Below are 11,658 nucleotides of genomic sequence, written 5' to 3'. Positions count from 1 at the left end.
CTCCTGTCCGTTTTGATAAGTAGAACGTAATCCTGACATGACACAACGCCGAACGCACCTGCTATATGCCCATGCTCAAGGTCGCCAAAAGTGGGGGCGAATGCTGGTCGGCTGCGACAACCCGGTAGAAATGCGGGCGGCGGCCGATCGGCCGCACAGCCGTGACGGAGGGATCCCGTGGCCATCACCCGACTGCCGAGCGCCGGATTTTCGATCACCATCCGGATCGCCGTAACCGCGGACGCCTCCTCGATCGGCCGGCTCACCACCTCTGTCGGTGAGGCCGGGGCGATCGTCACGGCGCTGGACGTGGTGGACTCGGATCCGACCCACGTGATCGTCGACCTGACCTGCGACACCGCCGACGCCAGCCACGCCGACCAGGTCGTCGACGCGCTGACCGCGCTGGACGGCGTGGACGTGCGGAAGGTGTCGGACCGGACGTTCCTCCTGCACCTGGGCGGCAAGATCGAGGTGACCTCGAAGGTCGCCCTGCGCAACCGCGACGAGCTGTCCCGGGCGTACACCCCGGGGGTTGCCCGGGTCTGCATGGCAATCGCCGAGAACCCGGCGGACGCCCGGCGACTGACCATCAAGCGCAACACCGTCGCGGTGGTCAGCGATGGTTCGGCGGTGCTCGGCCTGGGCAACCTGGGCCCGGCCGCGTCGCTGCCCGTGATGGAGGGCAAGGCGGCGCTGTTCAAGCGCTTCGGCGGGGTGGACGCCTGGCCGGTGGTGCTGGACACCCAGGACACCGACGAGATCGTGCAGATCGTGAAGGCGATCGCGCCGGCGTACGGCGGGATCAACCTGGAGGACATCGCCGCGCCGCGCTGCTTCGAGATCGAGGCCCGGCTGCGCGAGGCGCTGGACATCCCGGTCTTCCACGACGACCAGCACGGCACCGCGATCTGCGTGCTGGCCGCGCTGACCAACGCGCTGCGGGTGGTCGGCAAGCAGCTTGGGGACGTCCGGGTGGTCGTCTCCGGCGCCGGCGCGGCCGGCACCGCGATCATGAAGCTGCTGCTGCGCCAGGGCGTCGGCGACATCATCGCGTACGACCGGCAGGGCGCCCTGCACCGCGGGCTGACTGGGCTCAACTCGGCGTGGCAGTGGTTGGCGGATAACACCAACAAGGAGAACTACTCGGGCGATCTGCCGGGTGCGATCCGGGGCGCCGACGTGTTCATCGGTGTGAGCGCGCCGAACCTGCTCACCGGCGACGACATCGCCCAGATGGCCAAGGACTCGATCGTCTTCGCGCTCGCCAACCCGGACCCGGAGGTCGACCCGCGGGAGGCGCGCAAGCACGCCGCCGTGGTCGCCACCGGTCGCTCGGACCAGCCGAACCAGATCAACAACGTGCTCGCCTTCCCCGGGGTGTTCCGCGGCATGCTCGACGCGCACGCCGAGGAGTTCACCGAGGAGATGGCGATCGCGGCCGCCCGGGCCATCGCCGACGTCGTCGGCGAGGACAAGATCAACCCGACGGTGATCGTGCCGAGCGTCTTCGACTCCCGGGTCGCCCCCGCGGTCGCCGCCGCCGTCCGCGCCGCCGCGCACAACCCCAGCCCGCTGCCGGCCGCCGACCCCGGCCCCGCCGACCTCCCCGAGATCGCAGCCAACGCCAGCGCAACCCCCTAACGCCCTCCCCGCTCTCCCCCACCCCGTTGATCAAGAGGTTTACGTCAGGATCCCCGCCGATTCTGACGCGAATCTCTTGATCAACGGGGTGAGGGGCTAGGCGGGGGGTGGGAGAGTGGTGGGGTTGATCTCGCCCGTTGCTACCAGGACCGCGGGGCCGGACAGCCAGCAGGAGTTCTCTGTGACGGTGACCGTCAGGCGCCCGCCGGGCACGTCCACGGCGACCACTCCGGTGTCCCGACCGGCGTCGCGCAGGGCCACCGCGCCCACCGCGCAGGCACCCGTGCCGCAGGACAGGGTCTCGGCGCTGCCGCGCTCGTACACCCGCATCAGAGCGTGCCCGTCGGTGTCGTCGACCGGGTCACCCGCCACGATGAACTCCACGTTCACCCCGGTCGGAAAGACCGTCGGGTCGAAGCCCGGCGCGACGGTCAGATCCAGCCCGGACAACTCCACGCCGGCCGGCAGAACACAGACCAGATGCGGGTTGCCGACGTCCACGACGGCGCCGGGCAGGGTCAGCCCACCCAGGGTGGCGGTCGAGCTGTCGTACACCTGGGGTCGGCGCATCTCGACGGACACCGTGCCGCCCTCGACCAGCGCGCGCACGACGCCGGCCCGGGTGGCCACCGGCAGCGCCGCGCCGGCGGGCGTCGCCAGACCGGTGTCGAGCAGGTAGCGCACGAACACCCGGGCGCCGTTGCCGCACATCTCGGCGAACGAACCGTCGGCGTTCCAGTAGTCCATGAACCACTCGGCCTCGCCGGCCAGCCCGGCACCCTCCGGATGCTTGGCCGCGCGGACCACCCGCAGCACGCCGTCCGCACCGATGCCGCGCCGCCGGTCGCAGAGCGCCGCGACCAGCTCCGGGGTCAGATCGAGCTGACCGTCCGGGTCGGGAAGGAGGACGAAGTCGTTGCCGGTGCCGTGGCCCTTGGTGAACTCCACGCCCCCATCATCGCGTAGCGGACGGCACCAGGCGCAGGGCGGCCCCGATCAGGTCCGGTGCGGCCGAATCCAGCCAGTGGATCCGCGGGTCGCGCCGGAACCAGGACCGCTGCCTACGAACGAACCGCCGGGTGGCTCGGACCGTCTCGTCGTGCGCCTGCGCCTCGGTCAGCTCACCGGCGAGCAGGCGCAGCACCTGCTGGTAACCGAGCGCCCTGCTCGCCGTCCGCCCGTCGGGCAGCCCTCGCCCGACCAACTCGCGGGTCTCGGCCACCAGTCCGTCGGCCCACATCCGGTCGACCCGCAGCGCGATCCGCTCGTCCAGCAGCCCGGTGTCCAGGTCGACGCCGAGCTGCACCGACGGGTAGTACGGCGTGGGCTGCGGCAGCGACGCGGTGAACGGCGCACCGGTGAGCTCGATCACCTCCAGGGCCCGGACGATCCGCCGCCCGTTGCCGGGGAGGATGCCCTCGGCGGCGACCGGGTCGGCGGCGCGCAGTCGCGCGTACAGCGGCGCTGGGCCGACCTCGGCCAACTCCCGTTCCAGCCGCTCGCGCAGCACCGCGTCGGTGCCGGGAAACTCGAAGCGCTCCAGCACCGCCCGCACGTACAACCCGGACCCACCGACCAGCAGCGGCACCCGCCCCCGGGACAGGATGTCGTCCACCGCCGCGCGGGCCAGCCGCTGGTACTCCGCGACGCTCGCCGGCTCGGTGACCTCCCAGATGTCCAACAGGTGGTGCGGCACTCCGTCCCGCTCGGCGGGGGTCAGCTTGGCGGTCCCGATGTCCATGCCCCGGTAGAGCTGCATCGAGTCGGCGTTGACCACCTCCCCGTCGAGAGCGTGCGCCAACGCGATGCTCAGCGCCGACTTACCGGCGGCCGTCGGGCCGACCACCGCGACGACCGTGCCGGGCCCGCCGCTGGTCACACCCGCTCCCAGGACGCCACGAAGTAGGCGACGCCGTAGGGGGCCGAGTCGTGCAGCAGTTCGCCGCGCCACCCGCCGCCAGCCGACCGGGCCGCACTGGCGAGGACCTGCCACGGCGCGCGGCCGGCCGCCTTCAACTCCGCCGACAACACCGGGTCCAGGTCGAGCAGGCCGTCCAGGTCCGCCTCGGCCAGAGCCGTGGCGACCCGCTGGTCGTACGGGTGCGCGCGCGGGTCGTCGTACCCGGGGGCCTTCTCCCCCCGGCAGGCCGACCCGTCCCCGAGCACCAGCAACGCCACCCGGTCGCCCACGGCGTTGATCTCGTCAGCGAGCGCGGCCAGCTCGGCCGGGCCCGCGTCGGCGGCCACCTGCACGGCGGTCACCTGCGGTGCGACCGTCGGTGTCGCGGTCGCCGGCGCTCGCGGGTCGTGCCGGGCCAGCAACCACGCCCCGATGGTCAGGCTCAACGGCAGCACCGCACCGCGGTCGGGCTGGCCGGAGACCAACGGCACATCCAGGTCGACACCCCATGGTTGCAGGGAGCCCGTCGCCGGGTTGCGGATCGGGCCGGTCACCGGGCCGCTGCCGAGCAGCAGCAACGTGTCCGGTTCGGCGACGAACAACCGGCGTACGACGGTGTCGCACGCCGCCCGAAGGGCGTCCAGCTCCGGGGCCGTGGAGCCGGCCACCTCGGGCACGAGCAGGGGCGGATGCGGGCAGACAGCAGCGGCGACCAGTGGCACCTGATCACCGTAGCGGGAATCCTCGGAGCGTCTCCGCGCCGATCCGGTCATTCGGCCCCTAGGACACCGTATGGTCACGGTCGGCGATAGGCGCTCGACGCGGACCGGGTTGGACCTGTGACAATGCCGGAAGCAACTTGGCTGCGCCGTGGCGGCGACGGGGGATCCTTCCCTCGACGCCGGGAGAACGAGGATGGGCACATGAGCGACTGGACTGCCTTCGGACGGGTGGACGCGGACGGCACCGTGTACGTCAAGACCACCGAGGGCGAGCGGGTGGTCGGATCCTGGCAGGCGGGAGCACCGGAGGAGGGCCTCGCGCACTTCGCACGCCGCTTCGCCGACCTGGTGACCGAGGTGGACCTGACCGAAGCGCGTCTCAAGTCGGGTGCGGCGGATGCCGGGCACTCGCTGAGCACGATCCGGCGGATCCGCACCACGCTGCCCGAGGCCAACGTGGTCGGCGACATCGACGCGCTGGCCGCTCGCCTGGACAAGCTGGCCACCCTCGCCGAGGAGAAGGCCGGCGAAGCACGCGCGGCCCGGGACGCCGCTCGCGGCGAGGCGCTGGCCCGCAAGACCGCGCTGGTCGAGGAGGCCGAGAAGCTCGCCGCCGAATCCACCGGGTGGAAGACCGCCGGGGACCGGCTCAAGGAGATCCTCGACGAGTGGAAGACCATCCGTGGGGTCGACAAGAAGGCCGACGGTGAGCTGTGGAAGCGGTTCGCCGCCGCCCGGGACGGCTTCACCCGACGCCGAGGCGCCCACTTCGCCTCCCTGGACTCGCAGCGCAAGCAGGCGCAGACGGCCAAGGAAGAACTGGTCGCCGAAGCGGAGAAACTTCAGGAATCCACCGACTGGGCCGCCACCGCCAACCAGCTCAAGGACCTGATGACCCAGTGGAAGGCCGCGCCGCGCGCCTCCAAGGAGGCCGAGCAGAAGCTCTGGGAGCGATTCCGGGGCGCGCAGGACGCCTTCTTCAGCCGGCGCAGTGAGGTCTTCTCCGCACGGGACAACGAGCAGCGCGGCAACCTGGAGCGCAAGCAGGCCCTGCTCGCCGAGGCGGAGGCGTTGAACATCGACGCCGACCCGAAGGGCGCCCAGGCCAAGCTTCGGGAGATCCAGGCACAGTGGCACGAGGCCGGCCGGGTGCCCCGCGAGGCAGCCGCCGGGCTGGAGCGCCGGCTACGCGTCATCGACGACAAGGTCCGCGACGTGATGGACTCGGCGTGGCGCCGCACCACCAAGGAGGACAACCCGCTGCTCGCCCAGATGCGGGCGCAGGTTGCGGAAGCCGAGGAGCGGCTGGCCCGGGCGCAGAACGCCGGGGACGCGCGCCGGATCAAGGACGCCGAGCAGGCGCTCGCCGCGAAGCGGCAGTTCCTCCAGCTCGCCGAGCAGGCCGGCTGAGCTGACGTTCTCCAGGAGCCCCCGGTCCCTCACGGGACCGGGGGCTCCTGCACGTCCACGGCCCTGCACACGCGCCGACAGCGCGACAGGCCGCGCGAGGCCGCGCGGGACGGCGGCGGCGGGCGGCAGCAGCGACGGCGGGCGGCGATGGCGGCGAAGGTTGACGCATTGACTTGCGCTGATCAGAATGTGCTACGGAGCCAGGTAGGGCCACCGGTACGAGGGCGACGAAGGCGGAACACCGCTGTCGAGGGTCGCCGGTGAGCTTCCGCGAGTGACCACGTCCGCGTGACATGGGCCGTCGCGCACTGTCCGCGTACCCCTGAGGCGCCGTGACGTGCGGACGGGCCGACCGCCGGCGCCGTCACCGGACGGCGCCGGATCTCCGAAGTGGAGCTCGTATGATCCGTCCCACCGCTTTCGGCGGCGCGTTGACCGCGCTCGCCACCGTTGCGGCCGGCGTGTTCCTCGCCGCCGCCGTCAACAGCAGCCCGGCCGTGGCCGCTGGCACCGGTACCGGCTACCTGCACACCAACGGCAACCAGATCGTGGACAGCACGGGTGCCACGGTTCGGCTGACCGGCATCAACTGGTTCGGCATGGAGACCGACAACAAGACCTTCCACGGGCTGTGGTCGAGCAACCCGTGGCGGGGGCAGCTCGACACGATGGCCCGGTTGGGTTACAACACGTTGCGGGTGCCGTACTCGAATGACGCGCTGAAGCCGGGCGCGACCGCCACTGGGATCAACGACTTCGTCAACCCGGACCTGGTCGGGCTGTCGCCGCTGCAGATCCTGGACAAGGTGATCGACTACGCCGGCAGCAAGGGGATGCGGATCATCCTGGACCGGCACCGGCCGACGGCGGCCGGACAGTCGCCGCTCTGGTACACCTCGACGGTCTCCGAGGCGACCTGGATCAACGACTGGAAGATGCTCGCCCAGCGGTACGCGGGCAACCCCACGGTGATCGGCGCCGACCTGCACAACGAGCCGCACGCCGAGGGCACCAACCCGGCGGCCACCGGCGCGTGTTGGGGCTGCGGCGACACCACCCGGGACTGGCGGCTCGCCGCCGAGCGGGCCGGGAACGCCATCCTCGGTGTCCAGCCCAACTGGTTGATCTTCGTCGAGGGGGTGAGCTGCCCCAGCGGTGGCCTCTCCAACGTCTGGGACAACGACCCGAGCAACGACGAGGACTGCGGTTGGTGGGGCGGGAACCTGTCGAAGGCCGGCGAGTTCCCGGTACGGCTGAGCATGGCCAACCGGTTGGTCTACTCGCCGCACGAGTACGCCACCTCGGTCTACCGGCAGACCTGGTTCGACGCTCCGGACTACCCGGCGAACATGCCGGCCATCTGGGACAAGTACTTCGGTTACCTCTACAAGCAGAACATCGCCCCGATCATGATGGGCGAGTTCGGCAGCACCCTGGCCGACCCGAAGGACCGGGTGTGGCTGGAGAGGTTGATGGCGTACACCGGCACCGGGGTCAGCGGGATGTCCTTCACCTACTGGTCGTGGAACCCCAACTCGGGTGACACCGGGGGCATCGCGCTGGATGACTGGACCAACGTCAACACCACCAAGCAGGCGATCCTCCAGCCGTACCTGATCGCACCCTCCGGTGGCGGACCGACCGGCGGGCCCACTGGCGGACCAACTGGCGTACCGACCGGCGGACCGACCGGCGGACCGACGACCCCGCCCCCCGGCGCCTGCACCGCCAGCTACCGGCAGGTCAACGCCTGGCCGGGCGGCTTCCAGGGCGAGGTCACCGTGAAGAACACCGGGGCGGCTGCGGTGAACCCGTGGTCGGTCACCTGGAGTTGGCCGTCCGGGGTGACGCTGGGCAGTGGCTGGAACGCCACCGTCACCCAGTCCGGTACGACAGTCACCGCCGCCGCCCCGGGGCATGCCCCGGCACTGCCGGCGGGTGGGTCGATCACCGTCGGCTTCACCGCCAACGGCACCGCCAGCGCGCCGGGAACGCTGAAGCTCAACGGCGCCAGCTGCTGAGTTTCCGGGACGGCTGATGCTCACCGCATCGGCCGTCTGAGGCAGCCGCGGTCCGAGGAAGGGCCCCTTGTCCGAGGGGCCCTTCCGCAGATCAGTGAGTGGCGCAGCCCGCGGTGGGTGCGACCACGGCCGGCGGCGCGCCGATCGTCGGCAGACCCAGCAACACCCCGGGGGTACGCGGGGAGCGTCCCGCCTCGGCCGCGTCGCCGGCCCGGGTCCGTCGGTGTGCCACCGGCGCCCCGTCGGCGTTGAGGTGATGGGGCGCGGCGTACGTGATCGTGGTGTGCACGATGTCCCCGGGCCGGGTCTGGCTGGCCATCGACGCCGTGCCGGGCGCCTCGGTCGCGAAGTGCACCAGCCGACCGTCGCGGGCCCGACCGGACATCCGGCCGGTCCGCTCATCCTTGCGGCCCTCGCCGACCGCGACCAGCACCTCGACGGTCTCCCCCACCAGTCGCTTGTTCTCCGCCCAGGTGATCTCTTCGACGCAGGCGACCAGCCGCTCGTAGCGCTCCTGCACGACCTGCTTGGGCAGTTGGCCGTCCATCGTCGCGGCGGGGGTGCCGGGACGCTTCGAATACTGGAAGGTGAAGGCCGAGGAGAACCGCGCCTCGCGGACCACGTCCAGGGTGCGCTGGAAGTCGGCCTCGGTCTCGCCGGGGAACCCGACGATGATGTCGGTAGTGATCGCCGCGTCCGGCATCGCTGCCCGGACCTTCTCGATGATCCCCAGGTAGCGCTCGGAGCGGTAGGACCGGCGCATCGCCTTGAGCACGTCGTCGGAGCCGGACTGCAACGGCATGTGCAGCGAGTGGCAGACGTTCGGTGTCTCGGCCATCGCGGCGATCACGTCGTCGGTGAAGTCCTTCGGGTGCGGGCTGGTGAACCGGACCCGCTCCAGCCCGTCGATGTCACCGCAGGCGCGCAGCAGCTTGCCGAACGCGTACCGGTCGCCGAACTCGACGCCGTAGGAGTTGACGTTCTGCCCGAGCAGGGTCACCTCCAGCACGCCCTCGTCGACCAGCGCGCGCACCTCGGAGAGGATGTCGCCGGGGCGGCGGTCCTTCTCCTTGCCGCGCAGCGCGGGCACGATGCAGAACGTGCAGGTGTTGTTGCAGCCCACCGAGATCGACACCCAGCCGGCGTACGTGGACTCGCGGCGGGTGGGCAGTGTGGAGGGGAAGACGTCGAGGGACTCGAGGATCTCCACCTCGGCGGCGGCGTTGTGCCGGGCCCGCTCCAGCAGCACCGGCAGCGCACCGATGTTGTGGGTGCCGAAGACCACGTCCACCCAGGGCGCCTTGCGGACGATCTCACCCCGGTCCTTCTGGGCCAGGCAGCCACCGACCGCGATCTGCATCCCGGGGTGCTTGTCCTTGACTGGGCGCAGGCGACCGAGGTTGCCGTAGAGCCGGTTGTCCGCATTTTCCCGCACCGCGCAGGTGTTGAAGACGACGATGTCCGGGGTGTCGTCGGCCGGCACCGCGCGCACGTAGCCGGCCTGTTCGAGCAGACCGGAGATGCGCTCAGAATCGTGCACGTTCATCTGGCAGCCGTACGTCACGACGTTGTAGGTCCTAGCCACCCTCTTGGTGCCCCTTCCCCTCGGGCTACCAGGGTAGCGGCCCGTTTGGCGACCCCAAGCCACCGGCATTGACCCGGCGACCCATGGCGGGCGTCCAGGACGGGAAGTACGCTGCACAACAAGAATGTGTTCTGGGCGATTTCAGGGGCTTTGCACTCGGCGCCGACGATGCGCGGCTCCGTTCACGGGGAGCACATGACGACCCGCCGGCGGCCAACCGTGACGCGACAAGATGCGGCACAGCGCACGTCGGTACAGCCGCCGGCGCCGCGGGTGGCAGCCCGGGTGCCGAGAGAGGAGGAGCGCACATGTGTCGGAGCATCAAGACGCTGCGTGAACCGTTCACCCCGCAGGTGACCGACGCGGACGTCGAGGCGGCCGCGTTGCAGTACGTCCGGAAGATCTCCGGCTTCCGGGCGCCCGCCGCGCACAACGCCGCCGCGTTCGACGCCGCGGTGGCCGCCGTGGCCGAAGCGACGCGCGACCTGCTCGATCAACTGGTGGTACGGGGTGCCGGATCGGGCACCCCGGACCGGCAGGCCGCCGCCGCGTCCAGCTGATCGCCAGCAGGGCGCGACTCGCCAGCCCGGCACCGGCCGGGGCCTGACCCGTGCGGGGTCAGGCCGCGGCGAGCGCCGGTGCGATCGTGTCGGGCGCCCAACGCGAGCGGTGGCACTGCGACCAGCCCCGACAACCCGGGTCACCCAGGGTGCAGAGCCGCCGCCTGCTGAGCACCTCACCGTCGTCGGTGTCCCGCACGTCGAAGTGCACCGGACGGACCGTGCCGTCCGGGGCGACGAGCAGGTGCCGGCCCGCGTCGAGCGTGTCGTCGCGCAACAGGCAGTTGCGGCCCAGCAGTCGAGCGAGCGCGGCGATGCTCGCGTGCTCGGGGAGCCGCTCGGGCACCCCGTAGCAGTCCACGACCGTCGAGAACTCGCCCGGCGCCTGCCAGACGTCACACACCACCGCGTACGCCGGCAACCGAGCCGGGTCGGCCACCGCCAGCGGCATCACCACCCGGCCAAGCGCCTCGGCCAGCGCCGGGTAGACCTCCACGGGTTGAGCCCCGTCGATTCTCCAGTTCCACAGCTCGGTCATTCCGCCTCCTCGCTGCGTTCGTCCCACCGGCCTCCGGATCGGGCCTTACACACGATGGTGGGGGGCATTTGACCCCAGCCGGGGGCAAGTTACCGGTCTGTGACCATTCCGGGCAAAATTTCCCTGAGCAGCGTTGCTCGGAGTAGCGGGAAGGTGACAGTTTATCGACTATGGTGCGCCAACCGCACCACGCCGCCGCGTGTCCCCGCGCACACCACCGGCCCTCCGGCCGGGGGTCGCAGGGCGGTCAGCGCAACACCACCAGATGCTCGCCGCGGGGCAGCAACTCACCCACCACGGGCGCGCCGGGCACCTCGCCGGCGACCAGCAGACCGCCGGAGGTCTGCGCGTCGGCCAGCAGCAACCGCTCGTCCTCCCCCACGGCACCGAAATCGGTCCACGGCGTGATCCACTCCAGGTTGCGCCGGCTGCCGCCGCTGACGTACCCGTCGCGCAGCGCCTCTCGCGCACCGGCCAGGTACGGCACCCGGGCCGTGTCGATGGCCACGGTGAGCTGGCTGGCCCGGGCCAGCTTCGAGGCGTGCCCGAGCAACCCGAACCCGGTCACGTCGGTGCCACAGCGGATGCCGGCGGCGACCGCCGCGCGAGCGGCATCCCGGTTGAGGGCACTCATCGTGGCCACCGCCTCCGGGAAGCTCTCACCGGTGGCCTTGTGCCGGGTGTTCAGCACCCCCACACCGAGCGGCTTCGTCAGCGACAACGGCACCCCGGCCCGCCCGGCGTCGAGGGTGATCAACTCTTCCGGGCGGACCGTGCCGGTGACCGCAAGGCCGTACTTCGGGCCGTCGTCGTCCACGCTGTGCCCGCCGGCCAGATGACAACCGGCCTCCCGAGCCACCTCCTGGCCGCCACGTAGAACCTCACCGGCCAACTCCATCGGCAGCACGTCGCGCGGCCAGCAGAGCAGGTTGAGCGCGATCAACGGGGTGCCGCCCATCGCGTACACGTCGGAGAGCGCGTTGGCCGCGGCGATCCGACCCCAGTCGTACGCGTCGTCGACCACCGGCGTGAAGAAGTCGGCGGTGCTGACCAGGCCGGTCCGCTCATCCAGGCGTACCACCGCCGCGTCGTCGCCGTGATCCAACCCGACCAGCAGCTCCGCGGTGCCGGTGGCCGGACCGAGACCCGCCACCATGATTTCCAACTCCCCCGGAGGGATCTTGCAGGCGCAGCCACCGCCGCGGGCGTAACGGGTCAGGCGTACAGGTTCGGTCATCCACCCATGATCTCGACAACACACCACGATCACCACCGTCC

At 71.2% G+C, this 11,658-nt stretch carries 10 protein-coding genes; 4 read left to right on the top strand and 6 right to left on the bottom strand.

The window, feature by feature from the left end; all coding sequences use genetic code 11:
* The first annotated feature begins 177 nt into the window (after positions 1 to 177).
* On the top strand, positions 178 to 1,644 hold the full coding sequence (locus JOD64_RS21770; RefSeq protein WP_204943899.1) for an NAD-dependent malic enzyme: 1,467 nt from the start codon (positions 178 to 180) through the stop codon (positions 1,642 to 1,644).
* A gap of 96 nt (positions 1,645 to 1,740) precedes the next feature.
* On the opposite strand, the gene dapF is transcribed toward JOD64_RS21770, so the two are convergent.
* Genes dapF through JOD64_RS21755 form a run of 3 tightly spaced genes read right to left on the bottom strand, consistent with a single transcriptional unit; the run spans position 1,741 to position 4,317 of the window.
* Complete coding sequence (dapF, locus tag JOD64_RS21765; protein ID WP_204943898.1) at positions 1,741 to 2,592, bottom strand: diaminopimelate epimerase; 852 nt, start codon at positions 2,590 to 2,592, stop codon at positions 1,741 to 1,743.
* 7 nt (positions 2,593 to 2,599) lie between these two features.
* Entirely contained in the window at positions 2,600 to 3,535 is a 936-nt protein-coding gene (miaA, locus tag JOD64_RS21760; RefSeq protein ID WP_239561508.1) for a tRNA (adenosine(37)-N6)-dimethylallyltransferase MiaA, read from the bottom strand.
* Positions 3,520 to 4,317, bottom strand: coding sequence for a class III extradiol dioxygenase subunit B-like domain-containing protein (locus JOD64_RS21755; RefSeq protein WP_204943896.1), 798 nt, complete (start codon positions 4,315 to 4,317; stop codon positions 3,520 to 3,522). The genes miaA and JOD64_RS21755 overlap by 16 nt, the downstream gene beginning before the upstream one ends.
* Positions 4,318 to 4,467: 150 nt before the next feature.
* Here JOD64_RS21755 and JOD64_RS21750 point away from each other — a divergent pair, with 150 nt between their 5' ends.
* Complete coding sequence (locus JOD64_RS21750) at positions 4,468 to 5,676, top strand: DUF349 domain-containing protein (RefSeq protein ID WP_204943895.1); 1,209 nt, start codon at positions 4,468 to 4,470, stop codon at positions 5,674 to 5,676.
* A 401-nt stretch (positions 5,677 to 6,077) separates the two neighbouring features.
* Positions 6,078 to 7,697 (top strand): cellulase family glycosylhydrolase, encoded by a 1,620-nt coding sequence (locus JOD64_RS21745; RefSeq protein ID WP_204943894.1) that lies wholly within the window; start codon positions 6,078 to 6,080, stop codon positions 7,695 to 7,697.
* Positions 7,698 to 7,788: 91 nt separating this feature from the next.
* Here JOD64_RS21745 and miaB read toward each other — a convergent pair whose 3' ends face one another.
* Positions 7,789 to 9,282: a tRNA (N6-isopentenyl adenosine(37)-C2)-methylthiotransferase MiaB gene (gene miaB, locus JOD64_RS21740; RefSeq protein ID WP_204943893.1), complete on the bottom strand. Its 1,494-nt coding sequence runs from the start codon at positions 9,280 to 9,282 to the stop codon at positions 7,789 to 7,791.
* A 308-nt stretch (positions 9,283 to 9,590) separates the two neighbouring features.
* On the opposite strand from miaB, the gene JOD64_RS21735 reads away from it, so the two are divergent.
* Positions 9,591 to 9,842 carry a DUF2277 family protein gene (locus tag JOD64_RS21735; protein WP_204943892.1) on the top strand — a complete coding sequence of 84 codons (252 nt, stop codon included), beginning with the start codon at positions 9,591 to 9,593 and terminating at the stop codon, positions 9,840 to 9,842.
* A 58-nt stretch (positions 9,843 to 9,900) separates the two neighbouring features.
* Here JOD64_RS21735 and JOD64_RS21730 read toward each other — a convergent pair whose 3' ends face one another.
* Positions 9,901 to 10,380 carry a hypothetical protein gene (locus tag JOD64_RS21730; protein WP_204943891.1) on the bottom strand — a complete coding sequence of 160 codons (480 nt, stop codon included), beginning with the start codon at positions 10,378 to 10,380 and terminating at the stop codon, positions 9,901 to 9,903.
* Between the two features lie 247 nt (positions 10,381 to 10,627).
* Entirely contained in the window at positions 10,628 to 11,617 is a 990-nt protein-coding gene (selD, locus tag JOD64_RS21725; protein WP_204943890.1) for a selenide, water dikinase SelD, read from the bottom strand.
* Between the last annotated feature and the right edge of the window lie 41 nt (positions 11,618 to 11,658).

Source organism: Micromonospora luteifusca (assembly GCF_016907275.1).
In the GTDB taxonomy this organism is placed as follows: Bacteria; Actinomycetota; Actinomycetes; order Mycobacteriales; family Micromonosporaceae; genus Micromonospora; species Micromonospora luteifusca.
This window is presented reverse-complemented; position numbering and strand designations above follow the sequence as displayed.

Bases quoted from the DNA above. Each gene is read 5' to 3' on its own strand.
- JOD64_RS21755 (WP_204943896.1), bottom strand. From the start codon at position 4,317: ATGACCGGATCGGCGCGGAGACGCTCCGAGGATTCCCGCTACGGTGAT.
- JOD64_RS21735 (WP_204943892.1), top strand. From the start codon at position 9,591: ATGTGTCGGAGCATCAAGACGCTGCGTGAACCGTTCACCCCGCAGGTG.
- JOD64_RS21745 (WP_204943894.1), top strand. From the start codon at position 6,078: ATGATCCGTCCCACCGCTTTCGGCGGCGCGTTGACCGCGCTCGCCACC.
- JOD64_RS21750 (WP_204943895.1), top strand. From the start codon at position 4,468: ATGAGCGACTGGACTGCCTTCGGACGGGTGGACGCGGACGGCACCGTG.
- JOD64_RS21730 (WP_204943891.1), bottom strand. From the start codon at position 10,380: ATGACCGAGCTGTGGAACTGGAGAATCGACGGGGCTCAACCCGTGGAG.
- selD (WP_204943890.1), bottom strand. From the start codon at position 11,617: ATGACCGAACCTGTACGCCTGACCCGTTACGCCCGCGGCGGTGGCTGC.